General features: G+C 39.5%; 14 protein-coding genes. 6 read left to right on the top strand and 8 right to left on the bottom strand.

Annotated elements, in window-relative coordinates; genetic code table 11:
* Positions 1-93 precede the first annotated feature (93 nt).
* From QME58_10515 to QME58_10495, 5 genes are all read right to left on the bottom strand, one after another.
* Complete coding sequence (locus tag QME58_10515) at positions 94-1,473, bottom strand: DUF5723 family protein (protein ID MDI6804260.1); 1,380 nt, start codon at positions 1,471-1,473, stop codon at positions 94-96.
* Between the two features lie 5 nt (positions 1,474-1,478).
* Positions 1,479-3,521 carry a hypothetical protein gene (locus QME58_10510; protein MDI6804259.1) on the bottom strand — a complete coding sequence of 681 codons (2,043 nt, stop codon included), beginning with the start codon at positions 3,519-3,521 and terminating at the stop codon, positions 1,479-1,481.
* Positions 3,522-3,647: 126 nt separating this feature from the next.
* Complete coding sequence (locus tag QME58_10505; protein ID MDI6804258.1) at positions 3,648-5,375, bottom strand: DUF1957 domain-containing protein; 1,728 nt, start codon at positions 5,373-5,375, stop codon at positions 3,648-3,650.
* A gap of 2 nt (positions 5,376-5,377) precedes the next feature.
* Positions 5,378-5,704, bottom strand: coding sequence for a DUF3467 domain-containing protein (locus tag QME58_10500; GenBank protein ID MDI6804257.1), 327 nt, complete (start codon positions 5,702-5,704; stop codon positions 5,378-5,380).
* A 19-nt stretch (positions 5,705-5,723) separates the two neighbouring features.
* A complete protein-coding gene (locus QME58_10495; protein MDI6804256.1) occupies positions 5,724-6,923 on the bottom strand; it encodes a tetratricopeptide repeat protein in 1,200 nt (399 codons plus the stop codon).
* Between the two features lie 157 nt (positions 6,924-7,080).
* Here QME58_10495 and QME58_10490 point away from each other — a divergent pair, with 157 nt between their 5' ends.
* The 3 genes from QME58_10490 (at position 7,081) to icd (ending at position 12,143) form a co-directional block, all read left to right on the top strand.
* Positions 7,081-9,165 (top strand): aconitate hydratase, encoded by a 2,085-nt coding sequence (locus tag QME58_10490; protein MDI6804255.1) that lies wholly within the window; start codon positions 7,081-7,083, stop codon positions 9,163-9,165.
* A gap of 43 nt (positions 9,166-9,208) precedes the next feature.
* Positions 9,209-10,672, top strand: coding sequence for an NADP-dependent isocitrate dehydrogenase (locus QME58_10485; protein ID MDI6804254.1), 1,464 nt, complete (start codon positions 9,209-9,211; stop codon positions 10,670-10,672).
* A gap of 109 nt (positions 10,673-10,781) precedes the next feature.
* On the top strand, positions 10,782-12,143 hold the full coding sequence (icd, locus tag QME58_10480) for an NADP-dependent isocitrate dehydrogenase (GenBank protein ID MDI6804253.1): 1,362 nt from the start codon (positions 10,782-10,784) through the stop codon (positions 12,141-12,143).
* A 61-nt stretch (positions 12,144-12,204) separates the two neighbouring features.
* On the opposite strand, the gene QME58_10475 is transcribed toward icd, so the two are convergent.
* On the bottom strand, positions 12,205-14,688 hold the full coding sequence (locus QME58_10475; GenBank protein MDI6804252.1) for a PAS domain S-box protein: 2,484 nt from the start codon (positions 14,686-14,688) through the stop codon (positions 12,205-12,207).
* Positions 14,640-15,632: a PAS domain S-box protein gene (locus tag QME58_10470; GenBank protein MDI6804251.1), complete on the bottom strand. Its 993-nt coding sequence runs from the start codon at positions 15,630-15,632 to the stop codon at positions 14,640-14,642. Before QME58_10470 ends, QME58_10475 begins: the two co-directional genes overlap by 49 nt.
* 178 nt (positions 15,633-15,810) lie before the next feature.
* On the opposite strand from QME58_10470, the gene QME58_10465 reads away from it, so the two are divergent.
* The 3 genes from QME58_10465 to QME58_10455 all read left to right on the top strand — a co-directional run bounded on the left by QME58_10465 (position 15,811) and on the right by QME58_10455 (position 20,351).
* A complete protein-coding gene (locus QME58_10465; protein ID MDI6804250.1) occupies positions 15,811-17,598 on the top strand; it encodes a hypothetical protein in 1,788 nt (595 codons plus the stop codon).
* Between the two features lie 15 nt (positions 17,599-17,613).
* Entirely contained in the window at positions 17,614-19,023 is a 1,410-nt protein-coding gene (locus tag QME58_10460; GenBank protein ID MDI6804249.1) for a BamA/TamA family outer membrane protein, read from the top strand.
* Between the two features lie 80 nt (positions 19,024-19,103).
* Positions 19,104-20,351: an acetate kinase gene (locus QME58_10455; protein ID MDI6804248.1), complete on the top strand. Its 1,248-nt coding sequence runs from the start codon at positions 19,104-19,106 to the stop codon at positions 20,349-20,351.
* Positions 20,352-20,422: 71 nt separating this feature from the next.
* Here the strand turns inward: QME58_10455 and QME58_10450 are convergent, their stop codons facing one another.
* Positions 20,423-21,241, bottom strand: coding sequence for a hypothetical protein (locus tag QME58_10450; protein MDI6804247.1), 819 nt, complete (start codon positions 21,239-21,241; stop codon positions 20,423-20,425).
* Positions 21,242-21,456 lie beyond the last annotated feature (215 nt).

Here is a 21,456-nt window from a genome sequence, read left to right as displayed (position 1 = left end):
TTTCAGATTCTTCACTTCGTTCAGAATGACTCTTTTGCGTAACTTCAGTTAGTTAGTTAGTTTTGGGTTCTAAGCTAACAACTAAAAACTAATTTATATCCGAACCTTCATCCCGAAAGCAAACGATACTCTGCTCACACTTCTTGGCGAAATGGCTGCATCAAAATTTTCGGATGAAAACTCGATGTCCATAAAGCTGAAGAGAATTCCAAAACCAAATCCCATATTAAAACCATCAACACCACCGAGTGAAACACCAGTACGGAGTGGCAGCCACTTCCAAGGTTTATATTCAACCCCGAACGAGAATCGGGGTTTAGTAGTATTTCCTGCAAGATTATTAAAACCCTGATTGTAATCGAGCGCCAAAAGTAATTCGCCCGGGATCTTACTTATGAACGGGGCTTTATCAAACTGATATGCCGCACCAATACGCAATACTGTCGGCAAACCGGATGAAAAATTCTTGATAGGTTTATTAGTTCCATTCAGCAATGTATCCAAATTGTTGAATTGTTCCTCTGCTGTTCGAGGATCGTCGAAATCAAACGATGCATTACCTGAATTTTCATACGTGTTCTGTTTCCATTTGATAGCACCAACATCTGTCAGCGCAATTCCGATACTCAGTTGGTCATTAACAAAACCTGAAACGCCAAAATCAATCCCGTATCCCGAACCAGCAGGTTTGGGGAATGGCGAATACTCTACATCACTTTCTTCTTTTAAAATATCTACACCTGCAAATTTTGCTTGGTAATCTACCCGACCCGCAATTTTAGCATTCGCATCAGTTGTGAAGTGCGTGTTATTACGACTCAACTCTGCAAAACCAAATCCGTGTATCATTTTAACTGAAATACCCGCAGTCATCGACTTCATAAAAACAAAACGGGGAATTTTTCTGCCATACGAAAGTGAGTATTCACGGTACCATATCGAGTTAAAATAAGTTTGACTGAAATCATAGCGACTGCCGAGGGGATTTCCGTAGAGCAAAAATTGGACATAATCTTTTGGCATCAAAACATTGGCACCCGTTCTTTCGAGAATACTCACTACAAATCCGCCAACATTAGAATGCTGATATGAAAATGATAATAACTTAAATTCAAAATTAAATCCTGTTTGCGCCAATCCCGAAGGAAAGACTTCCAGTATTTTTCTTTTATCAGCATCATTAAGGAAAATTGGATCACCATTTTTGTCGCCGGTGAAATACTTCTCGTATAAATCTAAATCTATTAAATCGCTCCCGACTTTTGTTCCAAAGTTAAATAAATTAAATGTTACAGTTCCTTTATCAGGATATCCAAGATTAGCCGGATTGATTCCGACTGAATTTATACCACGTGCGATTGCCGTATAGGTTCGCGCCATCCCGATACCTTGTAAATTTGTAAGATCACCTCCGGCATTTGCCGACTGGCACACAGTCGAAAATATAACAGCAAATATAATTTTCGCTCTCATATCCGTTAATCCTCTACCCGATAATTGAATGTTCCAAAAACACGAACATTCATTTTATCTGAATTTCTGAATTTTACTGAGGGTGAAGAATCTGGTGTATTGAATATAATTTCGACCACTGCGAACTTTGCTTTGTTCAGGTTATCAAACTCAGTTTTATTCATTGCAACAGAAAACTTTGATTGAACTGCCTGCGAAGCAAACCCATCGACACCAACAAGAGCAGAAGTTACTTGAACAGGACCGGTGCCCGGTAAGTTTTGGATAAATATTCTGTTAGCATCGAGCAATTTTATAGATATTCTTGTTCCTAATGGTATTCCGTTCGAGAGAGTAAAATTAATAAATCCTGATTGAAGACGATTGATTAAAAGTGAATCTAACTCGACCGTTTCGCCGTTATCATTCTTTTCATCTCCGAGTCGTAGCGTATCTCGAAAAACTCCTCCTTTAATACCTATATTCGATGCGATATCGAATGAAATATTCCCGCCGATTTTATCCGAACTCGAAATTGAACCGACCACATAAAATGGATTGATGGTTGCATTCGTACCTAACTTGAATGAATTCGGAAGAGTCTTATTTGTAGAAACATACCGCGAAAGTGTAGAAACAAGATTACCACCACTGATTATAACCGGCGTTGTCGAATTCGCTGCAAGATTAGTTTGCGGAATTGTGATGGAATATTTTATAGAATCATCTAACTTTATGCTTCCATCAATTTGTATCGGAATATTAGGAGTTGAAAGATTTAATACAAAAGCTGCATCAGGCAAACGTAAACTGTCGATTGAAAAAATTGTTGGGATATCTCCTAATTTAATATTTAACAGAGTATCGAAATTTAGTAAAGTTGGTTTTAAAACACCCTCGACATAAGAGAGGATGAACACATCCTGCGGAGGTGGAAGAATTTGCAGGGAAGCTACAAGTTCGTCTGTGCGAGAAAAGGTTCTAAACTGCGTAGTATCCCATTCTGAACCGAGCTGCCGAATTGATGCCGTGTAAGTTAGTGTCTCAGTTGGTGCAGCCGACCTGAACTCATAATTATATAAATTTACCGGGATAACCAATGAATCGTTCCGGGCAATTGTTCTATTGATTAAAAACGGTTGCTGTGTAGTTCTGTTATAAAGCTGGGGCAGTGATAAGATCACATTTGCTGTAACATCGAAATCGTTTCTTAATTTTAAATTAACAGCACCACTTTTAAAACGAGCGATTTTCAGTTTGGTCGGTGAGGGCGAAGAATCGATTACAAATTTTGAGCTATCTATCCGATAGACATCTGTTGGAGGAATTTTTGCCCGTGCACTATTTATGTTTAAATTTAAAAAATCTAATTGAATTCTCAATATTGGGTCTGGAATTGTAACGGGTGTCGAGCTACCCGGCGTGCGGGAGCGTACGGTATCCAACGTTAGCGGAAGTCGAACGATTTTGCCATCCAAAATACTCTGTGCGGAACGCGATTCAAAAGGTGGAACAGTTCCTATATTAAAAACGAATTTGTTAATGTCTCTATCTATAAACCGGATTGAATCGAAAGTAATTGTGAGGGGTGTTGAATTGGTTACTGTTAACTTGATAACTCCGCTTTCAAATTCCAAGAAATCGAATTGATCGCTCGAAGGCATCTGTATTGAAATCGGTGGAAGATCGCCTGGAGGAATAATTCCGGAAGGAATACCCGGATTCGGGATGTTGACACCAATCGAAAAATCTCTGAATGGAATTGAACCAGCCGCAATTTTGAATGGTGGCGGCTGCGACGGTTTCATATTAATTTTATCGCCTACACTATCGGAAGCAGCCGGTTGAGTGTATGAATAAGTCAGTAGCCCGTTTGTTGGGTTGATTATGATAAGAGAAGTATCTTTTCTGATAAGTGAATCAATTGAATAAGGGCGGTTTACAATTGGAAAGTTGACCTGAACATCCCACACCGGTGCAACCGGTTTTCGCAGGTTACAATTAACTGCAGTGAGCATTAAGAACAGCACCAAACTACAATACAAAAATTTGACTCTTTTATTTGCCATAAATTTTGTTTTATTATCTGGCTCGAATATATATAGAAAGTATTCTAATATCAAGAGCAGTCCGAGAACCGATGCTCTATATCACTAAAAAAATAAATCCGCCAAAGGCGGAAAAGGAGAAGACGGCTATTTTAACCAAATTTTTAGGTCTATTTCGGGAAAAATAACATTCCTCTCCAAACATTCGTTTGCATATTCCCAATCAGCATCCGGAATAATTCCGGTATCAGCATAAGCGATAGCGGTTTTTAGTAACCTGTTAAAATCGCTGTCGTGATTCGTGAAACGTTCTTCAGCGTAATTTTTAGCTGCTTGTGTTGAAATTAAAAACTGCCAGTCGGATGCTTGCAGAAGCAGCAACTCGCGCGCAGCTTGAGTTAAAAGAAATTGCATCTTCTCGTCGGCAGAAGAAAGATACTTTTGGACTGTTTGTTTGAAGAGTATTTCATTTTGATATATTTTTTTCCAAGTCCAACCTGTATTCTCGTTCAACCAAATAAAATGGTGCCCGCCTTCACCCCATGATCCTTCCGGAAGTTGAACAACTTTATCAGGTTGCCTCATATCAAGTTCAGTAGCGGCATTTGTTAAATTGATGTGGTCTGATTTTTCCAACTTCATTAAAACTTTTTTTAAGAAACGCGGACCTTCGAACCACCAATGGCCAAAGAGTTCAGTATCGAAAGGTGAAGTGAGTACACCGGTAGTTTTAGTCTTCGCATAATTTTCCTTTAATGTCTCGGCAACAATATCAACAAAATGAGACGAATGCGATTCAAGTTTGTCTTCGATATTTTCAGGTTCGTATTTTAGCTTATCGGCAAGGTCGGCATCCGAGTGTGTAACGCGCCAATAACGATGCCCGCTCAGATGATGCTTTTTGTGAAACTCTAAATATGCACCGTCGCCTGGATAACCATAATCGCCGCTCCAAACCTGTAAACTTGTTTTCGGATCGCGTGTAAAAACCGCAACCGAAGGAGAGATTTTGCTATCTGGCGAATCGACTAAGTATAAATCGTAAACCGATTTTTCAAATTCTTCTTCTCTTATAGAAATTTGTTTTTCGTGTTGTTCCCAAATTTTCTTCAATCCGCCAAACCTTTCGAGATAAACACCAATTGGTTTTCCACCTAATAGCATAGCCGAGTCAATCACAAAATATTCGATTCCATTCTCTGCTAAAATTTCTTCAACACCCTGTCGCTCATATTCTGCGGCAAGCCCCTGAACTTTTACCGGAGGTTTCCATTTGTATCTTGGGCGATAAGCACATTCGGGCAGCCAAATACCGCGGGGCTTTACACCAAAGTGTCGCTCGTGTGTTGCGATGGCAACCTTTACCTGTGCATCGATGCTTGAGTCATGGCTTAATAACGGGAAATAACCGTGAGTAGCTCCGCAAGTCATAATATCCAGCACACCCGTTTCTAACAATTTTCGAAAAGCAAAAATTAAATCGGAATTGTATTTGTGAACAAAGTCGTCTCTTCTTGCGCTGTACCAATCGATCCAAAATTTGGCTGTATGTTTCAGGTGGGTGTCGCCGTTCGTTTGAAAATATTTTTCATCTTTCTTAGCAGCAGCAATTTTTTCGTCGAGATAATGAACGAACGAATCTTTGAAAACCGGATCAGCCAATTGCTCGGCAAGCACCGGGCTGATACCCATCGACAACTTCGGATGATATCCTTCGTACAGGAGTTCGCCGAGTATGTTTAAAATCGGTATGTAAGTTTCAGCAGCGGCTTCGTTTAACCAGTCGGAACCGTGGGGCCATTTACCGTGTGTAACTACATACGGTAAATGTGTGTGCAACACAAATAAAAAGTTGCCAAATGGTTGTTTATCCATTCTTAATGAACTCTGGTTTGCGGGTCTGTTGGTTGAAAACCAAATCCACCGGCATTCGGTTCGCCTTGAATTTTTATTTCACCGAACCGTTTTTCAAATTTGTCGATATTATCTTCTAATGCTCTCTGCAATAACTTTGCGTGCTGCGGAGTCATAATTATTCGTGCGTGCACTTTCGCTTTTGGAACGCCGGGAAGAACTCGTGTAAAATCTACTACAAATTCAGCGGGCGAGTGTGTAATTATCGCTAAATTCGAATAGATTCCTTCTGCTTCTTTTTCACCGAGTTCAATATTTATTTGTTGTGGTTGTTGCGGTTGATTAGTCATAAAAAAACTTTCTGTTATATTATTTTGCTTTTCTCAAGCTATCGGCTTTATCGAATGCCACTTTGGCTTCCTTTGGGATATTCAAAAGTGTGTTAGCCATTCCCAAAGTTTCCCATGCAGCAACATCGTTCTCGGACAACTTCACTAACCTTTCTAAAAAACCTTTAGCTTTTCTAAATTTCTCCTCGAAAGATTTATCCAACTGTTTGTTCTTATCGTTTTTAATTTCTGCTTCCGCTTTTTCCTTCATCCTTGCACCCCACTGCATATAAGTGGCGCTCACGTTGTACAAAGCGTCTGTGAAATCTTGATCGATATTTAAAGCTATCTCGAATTGTTCAGCAGCTTCTGCAAAGTTTGCAGCACGCAGCAACAACACGCCATAGTTGTAATGGACAAGTTTGTTATTCGGGTCGGCAACGATCGCCAGCTGATACGATTTCATAGCGTCTTCAGTTCTACCAGCAGCGATATATGAATCGTTCAGAATGATTAAAATAGCTGCGTCATTCGGAGAAGCTACTAAAGCATGTTCTAATGCTTGTATCGCCTGATTAAAAATAATTTTTACTTTAGCGAAAGCTTCTTCTTTCTGAGGACTTTCCAATTTCAAAGCTTCTGCTTTCAACGACATTGCGCGGTCATAATAAATACCTCCTAATATTCTGCCAAGATGCCCGTCATTCTGTCGTGCAAGTGCTTCTTTCAAATAATTCTCTGCGTTATTTTTATCTTTCATTCCATAAAAAGTTAAAGCTAACACACGATAAGGCGGGAAGCTGTCGGGTTGAACTGTGATAGCAGTTTTGAGTTGACTGATAGCTTTGTCGAAAAATTCAGGTGCTTTGTCCGGTTCGCTGCTCAGAGCTGAATTAAAATGTTCAACTCCTTTGTTAAAAGTTTGTGCCCATACGCTCAGACGGATAGCATCGATTTCTTTTGTAAACTGACCGCTTAATTTTAACGAATTGTTAAATGCACTTAACATCTCAGGATAGTTCTTCTGTTCGTGATTCACTCGTCCAAGCCAGTACCATGCTTCATAATTTTCCGGCCGCTTTGCAAGTTCTTTTTGAAGTTGATCCTTCGCGTTCTCCCATTCCGATCTTTGCATGTAAAGTTTAGAGCTCGTCATTTCGGCAGAACCGCATTGATATCCGGTGAACATGAGGTTAGCAAACAGAACTGCTAAAATTACAAAAAATATTGTCTTTTTCATTAAATCTCCTATAAAAAAATTGAATGATTGATTAAAATTTGTTACAAATATAGTTATTATTGTTATGATAATCAAGATTGCATTTCAACCTTATTTTTGCTATAATTCTACAGTTTTTTCAATAACATTTTAGTTCTTAACCTATGGAGATAACCTAATGGCACATAATCTTTCTCAAAAAATTCTTCGAGACCACCTCGTTTCAGGGAAAATGGAACCGGGTTCTGAAATTTCAATTCGTATCGATCAAATTCTCACTCAAGATGCTACCGGTACGATGGCATACCTGCAGTTCGAAGCGATGGGTGTTCCTCGCATCCGTACAAAACTTTCGGTAAGCTACGTTGACCATAATATGCTTCAACAAGATTTTATGAATGCTGACGACCATCAGTATTTACAGAGCGTTGCCGCTAAGTACGGAATATATTTTTCACGTCCCGGAAACGGAATTTGCCATCAGGTTCACCGTGAAAGATTCGGAGTTCCGGGTGAAACTTTAATCGGCTCCGACTCGCACACGCCAACAGGTGGCGGGCTTGGAATGATTGCTATCGGTGCGGGCGGATTAGACATCGCTCTCGCAATGGCTGGCGAGCCATACGTGATATCGATGCCAAAAATTTTAGGAGTGAAACTTACGGGAAATTTGCAGCCCTGGGTCTCAGGAAAAGATATCATACTCGAAGTTCTCCGTTTGCTCACTTGTAAAGGCGGCATCAATAAAATTATTGAGTATCATGGACCCGGTGTCGATTCGTTAGCTATCGGCGATAGGTTCACAATTACAAACATGGGTGCCGAGCTTGGCGCAACAACATCTGTCTTCCCAAGTGATAAAGTTACTAAAGGTTATCTCGAAGCTCAAGGAAGAGGAAACGCCTGGAAGGAATTAAAGGCGGATGCCGGGGCAGCTTACGATCGTGTCGATATAAAATTACACACCGAAAACGACAAACGCGCGATTGCGGCATTGAAAGAAGGAAGTGCGATAAATTTATCTATTAGCGAAACGGATAAAGCTGGCTTTGTTACAGTTGAGTTCGACGGATTGGTAATTGACCTCGATAAGTTAGAACCATTAATCGCACAACCACACGCGCCGGATAACGTAGTGAAAGTAAGCGAACTTGCTAAACAAAAAATTAAAGCTGACCAGGCTTGCATCGGTTCCTGCACTAACTCAAGTTACTTTGACCTGAGCGTTGCAGCGCACATGCTGAAGAATAATTCAATCCATCCCAACACATCGTTCACACTCACACCCGGTTCAAAGCAAGTTTTTGAAATGATTGCTCGCAATAATGAACTAGCAGATATTATTTCTTCTGGCGCGCGAATACTTGAATCGGCTTGCGGTCCGTGTATCGGCATGGGACAAGCACCGCCAAGCGGCGGAGTTTCGGTGCGCTCCTTCAACAGAAATTTCGAGGGCAGAACCGGAACGATGGACGCGAAAGCATATTTGGCGTCGCCGGAAACCGCTACTGCAACGGCACTTATGGGATACATCACCGACCCGCGGGATGCGGCAAAAGCTTTTAACATTCAACCCATGAAACGCAGTGAACCGGAAAAATATTTGATCGTAGATTCAATGATTGTTCCGCCCGCAACCGATCCGGAGAAAATTGAAATCATTCGCGGACCTAACATCAAACCGATTCCACAATTCGATGAGATGCCCGCAACTGTCAAGGGCAAAGTTTTATTGAAAGCAGGCGACAACATTTCAACCGACCATATTTCACCCGCGGGCGCCAAGGTGCTTCCTTTAAGATCGAACATCCCTGCAATTTCTGAATTCACATTCACACGTGTCGATCCGGAATTCCCAAAGCGATGCAAAGAGTGGGGCGGCGGATTCGTCATCGGCGGCGACAACTACGGACAAGGGTCAAGCCGTGAACATGCTGCGCTCTCACCGAGATTCTTGGGGGTTAAAGCCGTCATCGTAAAAATATTCAACCGTATTCATCGGGCAAATTTAATAAACTTTGGAATTTTACCGCTTACTTTCTCCGACGCGAATGATTATAACAACATCGATTTCGGAGACGAGTTAGCTTTAGAGAGTATCAGAGAACAGTTGAAATCAGGCGAACAGAAAGGACAAGTTGTTCTAAAAATTCTAACAAAAAATAAAGAAATAAAACTCAACTATGACCTTACAGAAAGACAAAAGGAAATCCTCCTAGCCGGCGGTATGCTGAATATGGCAAGGAGAAAATTACCTAACTGAAAAACAATCCCGCCAAAAGCGGTTAAAAAAAAGGAGAACTAAAATGAAATACAGGACAAAAAACGGAAAAAAACTTGTAACGTTAATTCCCGGAGACGGAATAGGACCTGAGTGCGTTCACTCAACCACGAAAATCATCGAAGCTACCGGCGTTGCAATCGAGTGGGAAGAACATAATGCCGGTGAAAGCGTATTCAGAAAAGGAGTGGAATCGGGAGTTCCAAAAGATACTATAGATTCCATTATGCACACACGAGTTGCGTTAAAGGGACCGCTTGAAACCCCAGTCGGATTTGGAGAGAAAAGCGCCAACGTTACATTAAGAAAACTGTTTGAAACTTTTGGGAATATAAGACCAGCAAGAGAACTTCCCGGTATTACGACTCCATACAGCGGACGCGGAATCGATTTAGTTGTTGTACGTGAAAATGTTGAAGACCTTTACGCAGGCATCGAACACATGCAGACGCCCGGTGTTGCCCAATGTTTGAAAGTTATTTCACGAAAAGGATGCGAGAAAATTGTACGTCTGGCTTTCGAGTTCGCACGATCAGAAGGGCGGAAGAAAGTCCACTGCGCCACAAAATCGAATATCATGAAATTAACTGAAGGTCTTCTTAAGAAAACATTTGAAGAAATAGCACCCGAATATCCCGACATCGAATCGAATCATATAATCATAGACAACTGCGCCCATCAATTAGTGAAAAAACCTGAGCAGTTCGATGTTATCGTAACCACGAATATGAACGGAGATATAATCAGCGACTTAACATCGGCATTAATAGGTGGACTAGGATTTGCACCCTCAGCAAATCTCGGTAATGAAGTTGCAATATTTGAAGCAGTCCATGGTTCAGCACCTAAGTATGCGGGTAAAAACGTTATCAATCCAACTGCTGTTCTAATGTCGGCTGTAATGATGTTGAGATATTTAGATGAATTCGATGCCGCCGCAATGATTGAACATGCTGTTTTAGTAACTTTAGAAGAAGGTAAAGTTAAAACAGGTGATGTAGTCGGATACGATAAAGGAACGCCGACCAGTGTGTACACTGATGAAATCATTAAAAACTTCGGACGTAAATCGGAAAAGTGGCGAGTTCGCGACCACAAGCCGATTAAGATGTGGAATATTTCAAGCGACTTGGATTTTGTAAAACCTAAATCACGGCGCATTGTAGGAACCGATATTTTTGTTGAAACAAATTTAAGCCCTGACCAAATCGGTAAAAGCATGGAAGTGTTATCACAGCCGACAGCTTTAAAATTGAAAATGGTATCTAACCGCGGGACGAAAGTTTACCCTCCAACCGGAGCCATTACCGATTGTGTCGATCAATACCGGTGCCGCTTTATTTTAAAAAATCCTGAAAACAGTTTATCCGATCCAGAACTTTTGGAACTTCTGAAAATTATCATCACAAAGCATAAGTGGACCCACATCGAAAAATTGCACGAATTCGATGGTGCTTTGGGATTTACTAAAGCCCAAGGGGAAGATTAATTCTTATTCTTGAAACCAATAGTTTACCCACTCAACTTTTGCTTATTTTCTGCTTGAGTGGGTAAGTTTTTTTTATAGATAACAGTAAATAAATATTTATGGAGATTTTATGTCAAATTATCAAATATTAAAAGTTCCTGAAAATGGTCAGAAGATTTCAATCCATAATGGAAAATTGAACGTCCCTGATTATCCTATCATCCCTTTCATTGAAGGCGATGGTACAGGTGTGGATATCTGGCGCACATCAATTCGAGTGCTGGATGCAGCAGTACAAAAAGCTTATAGCGGAAAAAAGAAAATCGCATGGATGGAAGTGTACGCAGGTGAAAAATCTTTCAAACAATTCAACTCGTGGTTGCCCGACGAAACTGTGGATGCATTCAGAGAATTTTTAATCGGCATTAAAGGACCTTTAACAACACCCATTGGCGGCGGTATCCGTTCATTAAATGTCGCTCTCCGGCAGATGCTTGACCTTTATGTCTGCTTGCGACCGGTACAGTATTTCCAAGGCGTTCCTTCGCCGGTAAAAAGACCTGAGTTGGTGAACATGGTAATCTTCCGCGAGAACACCGAAGATATTTACGCAGGAATTGAATTCGCAGCCGGTACACCCGAATCACAAAAGGTTCTCGACTTTATTGAAAAAGAATTTCCCGATATGTTCAAGAAGATTCGCTTCGGAAAGAACGCAAAAATAACAGACTGGCAGAAGCTTGCCGGCATATCGCAAACCGATTCATCGATACAAGTTGGCGTTGGATTCAAACCGGTTTCTAATTACGGATCCGAACGACTCATACGCGCCGCGATCAAGTATGCAATCGAGCAGAAACGTAAATCCGTCACCTTTGTTCACAAGGGCAATATAATGAAATTCACTGAGGGCGCTTTCCGCGATTGGGGTTACGCATTAGCCGAAAGAGAATTCGGAGACAAAGTTTACACATGGATGCAGTGGGAACAAACTAAGAAAGATAAAAGCGAAGACGCAGCAAACGCCGAACAAAAAGCAGCACTTGCCTCCGGCAAAGTTTTAGTTAAGGACGCAATCGCAGATATTACTTTACAACAAGTTCTAACTCGACCGGAAGATTTCGACGTTATTGCAACTCTAAACTTGAACGGAGATTATTTGAGCGATGCACTCGCAGCGCAGGTGGGTGGAATCGGTATTGCACCAGGTGGAAATATTAACTACGTTACGGGACATGCAGTATTCGAAGCAACACACGGAACTGCACCAAAGTATGCTAACCTCGACAAAGTTAATCCGGGTTCAGTAATATTAAGTGGCGAGATGATGTTACGCTATATGGGCTGGGAAGAAGCTGCCGATTTAATTCTCAAAGGACTAAACAACGCAATCAAATCGAAAGTTGTAACATACGATTTCGCACGATTGATGGAAGGCGCGAAAGAAGTAAAGTGCTCCGAGTTTGGTGATGCGATTATAAATAATATGTAACGTATCAAACACTAAAAATGAAAAAACCCCGTTTTCAAAATGGAATCGGGGGTTTTTGGTTTTAAACGCTGTCCAAAATTTCTCTTACTTTATTAATTATTTCATTCGGACTGAACGGTTTGGATAAGAAGTTAATTTTCTCATCCAAAATAAAATTTTTATGTAGAGCATCGGCAGTATAACCGCTGATGAACAGAAAACCGATATTAGGCAGTTTCTTCTTCACATAATCGTATAACTCTTTCCCCCCTTTTCTCGGCATAATTACATCCGACACGATAAGATTAATTTTTGTGATATTTTCATTAAACTTAGCAATCCCCACTTCACCGTCTGATGCCGAAATAATTTTGTAACCCATCATTCCTAAAAGTGAACTTATCATCTCACGCATATCGGCATCGTCTTCAACGACAAGTATAGTTTCGTTACCTGTAGGATTCGAATTTACAAATTCTGTTTTAGCGATATCCGGCTTGACCTCGCTAGCTGGTATATATATTTTAAAAGTTGTTCCATTGCTAATTTCACTATCTAAATCAATGAACCCATTGTGCTGCCCAAGAATACCATGAATCATCGACAGCCCAAGTCCGGTGCCTTTACCTTGTTCTTTCGTTGTGAAGAACGGTTCAAAAATTCGTTCGCGGATATTTTCAGGAATTCCGACTCCGGTATCCTTTACAGATAGTAAAACATATTCCCCTGCTTTTAATCCGGGATTATATTGGATGTACGTTTCATCTATTACTAAATTTTTAGTTTCGATAACTAGCTTCCCGCCTAATGGCATTGCATCACGGGCATTAACACAGAGATTTAGTATAACTTGTTCCATTTGTGCCGAGTCGGCATAGACCGTTTTTAGATTTTTCTCCGGTTTAAAAATAATTTCGATATCCTCACCAATAGTTTTTCCAATCAATGCCAATAAATCAGAAATCAGAATATTAAGATTGATATTTTTCGGATCGATAATTTGACGGCGCGAAAATGCTAAAAGTTGTCGTGTTATTCGTGCACCTCGTTCGGTTAGCAGATGAATATTCTGTAAGTACTTGGAAAGAGGATCAGTGGTTGAAATTTTTTCCATAGCGAGGTCGGAATATCCCATAATTGCACCGAGTACATTATTGAAATCGTGAGCAATACCACCGGCGAGTGTGCCAATGCTTTCCATTTTTTGAGATTGACGCAACTGATGTTCGAGGTTGTGCCGAATCGTATCGTCGAACAGATAACCGGTTAACTGAGTAAGATGGTTGTTCTCATCGAATTTTCCTATTATATTTGCGATAATAAACAGAGCATCGCCATTGCGGCGGCGCATTTCCAATTCGTGATATTCAAGACGCTTGTGCTTCTCTACTAAACTCAGTACTTTCTCAGCACTTTCTACAGTAGTAAACAATTCGGATAAATTTGTAACTAAGGCTTCTTCTTCTGAAACGAAAGCGAACATTCTAACCAAAGCAGGATTGCAGGCGCGCAGTTTGCCATCGGGTGTTGCTATAAAATCAGCCGTTATATCATCAACGAATAATTTTTTGTACTTCGCTTCGCTTTCATGAAGAGCACCTTCTGCTGCTTTCCTTTCATCAATTTCGCGAACAATACCTCGATATTCTACAAGATTACCATGCTCATCCCTCAAAATTCGTGTTGATTGTTCGATCCAAACATTATTACCGTTCTTTAATTGAACACGGAACTCTACTTTTGTATCAACAGTTCCGTCAGAAGTGCGTGCCAAATAATATTCATAAATTTTATGCCTATCCTCTTTCGAAACTAATATTAAATAATTTTTTCCAAGAATTTCTTCAGGAGAGTAGCCGGTTTTAATAAACAAGTTAGGACTGCCATAGATTAATTTACCTTTCGCATCAATCGTGTAATAAATATCATTTATATTTTCGACTAAATCCTGATAGCGGTTTTTGCTTTTCTGCAAATCGGTTTGTGCTTTTTTCCTTTCCGAAATGTCGGTTATAAAACCTTCAAAGTAAATAGTTTTTCCGGAGTCATCTTTAGTTGCATGAGCTGCTAATTCAATCCAAATTGGGGAATCGTCTTTCTTCTTCCATAAAACTTCGACATTTGATACGAAACCAATGGGTTCATATTCGGCAATTAGTTTCGAGCGTTCACTTTCTATATAGTAAATATCATTTAGATTCTTGATTTGAAGTTCTTCCATCGTATCGTAACCGAGTATTTCGGCAAACCGTTTATTGACTGAAAGTAGTTTACCTTCAAGGGTCGATTGATAAATACCGACAGGCGCCCACGTAATAATACTTCTGTATTTCTCTTCTGACAATTTTATTTTTTCGAATGATTGGATGTTGTTTATAGCGAGCGATGCATAACTAATAAATAACTTAACTAACTCAAATTCTTCTATTGTAAACGGGGGCGAAGAACGAGAAATATCAAAAATACCAATTACTTTTTCATCCGATAAAATTGGGAGGCATATTAGATGATCGCTTTCTAAATGTAAACTATGTGGATAAACCGAGCGGGGGGGGGAATCGACCAATTTTGAAAACCGGATTCTGCAGTCATTGAGCCGGGAATCAAGGTTGATTCCAATAGTTGTTCCTCCTCGTTCAACCAATAGAGCTCGGATGCTTCGTAGTGAATTACTTCGCCTAAAGATTTAAAAACTCTTTCTAGTAATTCATCCAAAGATAATGTTGAAAATAAAAATTCAGAAATTTCGACTAATTTTTTCCTCTGTTCGGAAAGCAAGTTAAGTTTTTCTTCTGCAATTTTTCGTTCTGTTATATCTTTAGCAACGCCAATAAATGCAGTAGTTTCTCCTTTATCGTTCTTAATAACGCCAGTTGATAGTTGAACTAAAAATTCCGTACCATCTTTTTTCCTGTTCCAAATCTCATCTATAAAGCCGCCCGTCGTTACGGTTGCCATTATTGCATTTATGGTTTCCTGATCCATTCTTGACGAGCGAAGAATTTTGACGTGCTTTCCAATTATTTCTCTCTGTGTATATCCATAGAGTTTCAAAAATGCTTCATTCACAAAAGTCAAATGATGATTTAGGTCGGTCAGGCAAACCGCATCATTAATGCTCGAAATGGCTGAAGATAAATTCCGGTTTTCCTCATTGCATTGTTTATCCCCAATTTCCCGAAAGACAAAAAGAATGTTGCTGCCCGGTTTTATAATATCCGATTCTTCACGAACATTTACTTTGATAACTTTATTTGTAAAATCCGGAAGTTGTAACTCGAAATCCTTAACAATAATTTTCTGTGATAGTATTTTTGAGACTATGCTTTCGAGTTGTTTTAACCGCCCGTTTTTCCATTCATACACATTTTTTCCAAAAACATCCGCCTTTTTAGTTTTAAACATTTCAAATAAAGCGTTATTACCATAAATAACTTTACCAGACGAATCAGCGACAAGAACCGCATCGTCAAATAAATTAAAAATATTTTCTGCCGCTTTTATTTTCATACTAATTTGTTGTAAAAATATAACAAAAATACGGGTTATTACAAACTAAACAGCCGAATTTTGCAGATTTTATATTACATCTCCCGATTTGTGGTGATATATTTCACATTTTCGTATTAACGAAACCAAATCTGCTAATTATCGTAAGGCAATTAAGAAATTACGACTAGGTACTATTATGAATAAAATTATTGTTATAGCTTTTTTTTCTCTGTTAGCCGCAGGTTTTTTGATTGCTGGAGAAAAAACATTCATCGAGTTAAAAGATTTTAGCCGCACAGAATTAAAATCTGGGGGCTTCAAACTGAATGAGCAAACCACAATTCACATCAAAGCAAGAGGGGCTGCTTCAGAAAAAAAACGCGACTATCGCGACAAGTTGTTCGCATACGGCTGGATAATTAATTCGGATACACGCGAAAAAGTTTGGCTAATGACGAGAGATAACACGAGTTTAACCGGCAGCGATAGGAAGTGCGATGATTTTATTACTCTCCCAAAAGGATCGTTCGAGGTTTACTTTGCTGCAACGTATTTCGATTATCAATCGACGTTTACAAATATTCGCGCCAATATCGACCATAGGAACAGCGACGACATTGTCAGTATCAGAGGCAGGCACGATTGGATTTTTTCGTGGATAGAAGATTGGTTTGGCGGTGATATTTATAGAGATTGGATGAAAAATTCTAAAAACTGGGGCATTGAGTTATTAGCAGACGAACGGGCTGAAATATCATTATTTAATCCACCAAAAGATTTTCCGCATGTTCTATACAAATCAATCGGTTTGGGTGAAAATGAATACATAGAACAAGGTTTTATTTTAAGTAAACCTGTTGCAATTCATATTTACGCTTTAGGCGATGGAGTACGAGGCGACGATCTATCGGACTACGGATTTATACTTGATGCTAAAACGCGGAAACGGATTTGGGAATTTAAGAAAAGCAATACAACAAAAGCCGGCGGTGCCGATAAAAACTTAAAATTCGATGGTACTATTAATTTTAATCCGGGAAAATATGTCGTCTATTATTTTACGGACGATTCGCACTCATATCTTGATTGGAATGATGCGCCCCCTCACGATCCATTAAACTACGGCATCACACTGATAGGACAAACGGAAGCCGACCAAAATAACTTTAAACTTTTTACATACAACGAAGACAAAAATGTGATTGCAGAGATAACAAAAGTAGGCAACACCGAATATCGGAGCGAAGGATTTACACTCAAACAAGATTTGGATGTGCGGATATATGCAATCGGCGAAAGATATTCCTCGCGGCGGCAAATGGCAGATTATGGCTGGATTATTAATGCACAGACACGCGAAAAAGTTTGGGAAATGAATGTAGATAAAACTGTTCACGCCGGCGGCGGATCAAAAAATAGAATGACAGACGAAATTGTGCATCTACCAAAAGGGAATTACTTAATTAATTTTCAAAGCGATGATTCTCATTCTTACAACGACTGGAACGTTTCGCCACCGTATGATCAAGGACATTGGGGAATTACAATTTATGCTGTTGATGATAAATTCGAAAAAAGTACGGTCGAGAAATATACACCGGAACGTGATAAAAATATAGTTGCTCAAATTGTACGCGTCCGCGACAATGCAAATCTACTAGAAACTTTTTATCTTAACGAACCAACCCGCATCAGAATCTATTCAATCGGAGAAGGGCAGCGGAACGAGATGTTCGACTATGGGAGTATTGAAAACGCTAACACCAAAAAAGTAATCTGGGAGATGACTTATTCAATGACTTTTCATGCAGGCGGCGCACGTAAGAACAGAATTGTGAACACAACAATTTTACTCGATAAAGGGGAATACCGCTTGCGGTATCGAACCGACGACTCGCACTCATACAATAGCTGGAACGATACCCCACCGGAAGATGCACAATACTGGGGTATAACACTCTACAAAGAAGATGATAACAAATAATTAGATGGAGAAATTATGAAAAAATCTACAACTTTATTGGCTTTATTACTTATTTTTGCTTTTTCGGTTAATGAAAGTTTCGCACAAGACTCTACATCGGAAACGAAAAAAAGAAATATCAAGAACCGGGTTGATAACATAGTAAGAGATGTGTTTGCACAGGTTGAGCGGGAATTAGGTACCAAAATATTTGATGATGATTCAGAAGAGGATGAGGAGTGTAACGCTGACTGTATCGAATATGAATTTCCACAGGCAGAGAGATACAGCTTATACGCGTTCCCAACCGACCGCGGGATACCACGTAATAATTCAGCAAAAATATATTTAGAAAATATAGATGATAAATTTCTTTTCCGATATAACCGTGTTGAGGGATTATTCTTCGGCATACAGTCGCCGCACAAATTTTTCTGGGACAGGGAAAGAAAGTTTGTTTTGTTTGGGTCAATCGGATATGGCTTCGGAGTTCACAAATGGGAATACCAAGCCGGCGCCTCGCAGCAGTTTGGCTTCGATAATAGACTTTTTGAATTTGGGATTGAAGGACACAGTCTCGTAGATACACGCGACCAGTGGCTTGCTGGAAATTTAGAAAACACTCTTAATGCTTTATTACTTCGCTACGATTACCGCGATTACTTTTTGCGTACAGGATTTTCGACTTGGGCTGGATATTACACACGAAATCAATTAGCCGATATGCAACTTAAAATTTCGTTTTCAAATGACAAATACGCTTCAATGAATAATAATGTTAACTGGTCTTTATTCCGTACCAAAAAATCTTTCAGAATTAATCCGGAAATAAACGACGGAAAAATCCACAGTATTATACTCGTTCTTGATTTACACAAGATCGATGACCGCAAACTACATTTGGCTGGATGGAGTACGGCGTTCACAGCAGAATTTGCCGGTAAATCTTTTAAAGGCGATTATGAATTTAATAGATACGTTTTTGATGCACGCCGGTATCAACCAATCGGCAAATATGATAATATAAATTTCAGATTCAGAGCAGCTACATCGAATGGAATTTTGCCCGTTCAACGCGCATACGAACTTGGCGGAATAAGCACACTGCCCGCATATATGTATAAAGAATTAACAGGTAACCGCTTATTACTCGCAAACATCGAGTATGTAGTGAATGGAAAAATGTTCAGCGATGATACGGGCTTCCCATTTTCAATGCTGAGTAATTTGAATTTAATTTTATTTTACGACGCCGGTTATATTAACAATGTAGCTGATGACGTAACTTTTGATGAGGGGTTCGATACTTTTAAATTCAGTTCACTGAAAAGCGATTTGGGATTTGCAATTGGTTCACGAGATGGAAAATATCGTTTGGGTTTTGCATGGAAAACGGATGTGAAATCTCCGGTAAGTGTATTTTTTAGAATGACCCGACCTTTTTAGCATTCTTCAAAATATTTTCTTATCTTTCTCCATCATCTTACTACAGTCCTTTCGATAATCAATAATAAATGGAGAAAACTATGAATATTTTAGTGATCAATTGTGGATCATCATCAGTAAAATTTCAAATCATCAAAACAGATTTAGAGCTCATTGATAAAAATCAGGATAAACGAATAGCAAGCGGCTACTTGGAACGAATCGGAAGCCAGGCTTTAATTACATTACAAGTCGAAGGTCAGCCCAAAATAAAACAAGCAATGCCTCTTCGCGATCATAGAGCTGCTTTAGATTTTATTTTACGATGGATAATTTCCCCCGAATCGAAACTAAACGGGATAACTTCACTTGCTGATATTCATGCTGTCGGACACCGAGTAGTTCACGGTGCTGAGAAATTTACAATGTCAACTTTAATAAACGACGAGGTAATTGAAAGAATCGAAGATTGCATCGAGTTGGCACCGTTGCACAACCCGGCAAATCTAAAAGGGATTAATGCAGCACGCGAACTATTAGGTCCCGGTGTTCCGCAAGTTGCCGTATTCGACACAGCTTTCCATTCAACAATGGACGAAACCTCATACCTTTATGCAATACCATATCAATTGTACCGCAGGCATAAAATACGTAAATATGGCTTTCACGGAACATCGCACCGGTATATCGCATACCGCTACAGACAATTAGTAAACATCGAAAGAGAAAAAGTTAATATCATCACGCTTCATCTTGGTAATGGCTGCTCAGCATGTGCGATCAAGAACGGCGATTCATTCGATACGTCAATGGGACTTACACCTCTCGAAGGATTAGTAATGGGAACACGCGGCGGCGATATGGACCCTGCCATTATTGAGTTCCTCCATCATAAGGAAGGAATGACGATGAATGAAATATACGCTATATTAAACAAGCAATCAGGACTGTTAGGTCTGTCCGGACTTACAAACGATATGCGCGATTTGTTAGCCGAAGAAAAAGAACACGAAGACCGCCGTGCACGCCTCGCAATTGATATCTTTTGTGGACGTGCCCGAAAATATATCGGCGCCTACCTCGCCACTATGCAGGGTGCCGATGCAATTGTTTTCGCAGGAGGTATTGGCGAAAACAGTTCCGATATCCGAAAACGCATTTGCAAAGGATTGGAATTCTTTGGTTTAGAATTAGATGAAAAAGCAAACAACAAAACTATCGGTGGAAAGGAAGGACTCATAACAAAACCCGAATCAAAATTAAAAGCTTATGTAATCCCGACGAACGAAGAAATACTTATTGCACGCGATACGGTCCGATGCGTGAAAAATGTTCCAAGAAGATGGTAAAAATCATTGGATAAATAAAGCAATTGATAAAATTGAGCCGATTTCTCAAAGTGGGAGTTCGGCTCTTTTTGTTACTTCACAATCGTTCTCTTTAATTTCGATGTCTGCGTAATAGGTATCATCATCGACTGCGGACCAGTGGTTGCCAGCGTAATCGAGTCATCGGTTTCGGTTTCTTCATAAATAATTAAGCCAACGGTAGGATCAAAATAGATAACACCTTCAATATCACCGGAACTTTCGAGGTACATCTCGACACCAAACATATCTGACTTACCTTCGCTTTCAGTTTCTGCTTTATATTCTATTTTCAAACACTCGTGGTCTAATTTTGTTTCTTTCTTAACAATTTTGTATGATGCATTGGTTTTAACCGCAATTTTACTCCCCATCAAATCAATCGTATCAAGTGAAGTTGATTTCCATTTGTCTCCAATTTTTAATTCTTGATCTGCAAAAATTGCAAAAGAGATTGCTTCCTGACTCACGTCTCCTCCCATCTGGTTACCCATTTTAATTTTGTCGATCACTGCTTTTTGTAACACTTCGCCAAATTTAGAAAGAGCAATCTTTTTTCTCTTCCCGATAATCTCATTCACAATGATGGTTGTGTCTAATTTTTTTTGTTGAATCGATACGCGTACCGAATCGAAAGAAACAATCAATACAGCATTCCCGTTATCAGCTACCGAATCAACAACTATCTTATGAATGAACTCGCTTTTAGTATCAACTCTTGTTACCGTTCCCATCATTTCTTGATTGACTTTCGACGTAACTAAATCCTTATAGCGATAAGTCTTTCCTTTTTCAAACTTATATTCCAATTTAAACGTTTCCTGCGACGCCGCTTGCATCAAAAAGAAAAAAAGAACAAAAATAAATTTCATCTTCCCTCCAATAATTGTTTATATTTTTTTTTGAATATATCAAAAGCTGACCGATTTTCCAAACAAATTATTTCATTATTTTGTAACTAATTATTATGCCTATCGTAGTAAGTTTAGATTTTAAACTAATTGGAAAATCCAATATGAAACTTGAAACTATTTTTAGGGTCTTCGCGTACTCGAGTGGGTCATTTTATATCTCCTTGAGCATGCAA

The organism is Bacteroidota bacterium (assembly GCA_030017895.1).
Classification (GTDB): domain Bacteria; phylum Bacteroidota; class Ignavibacteria; order UBA10030; family BY39; genus JASEGV01.
The sequence above is the reverse complement of the archived record's forward strand: the minus strand, read 5'-3'. Positions and strand labels throughout refer to the sequence as shown.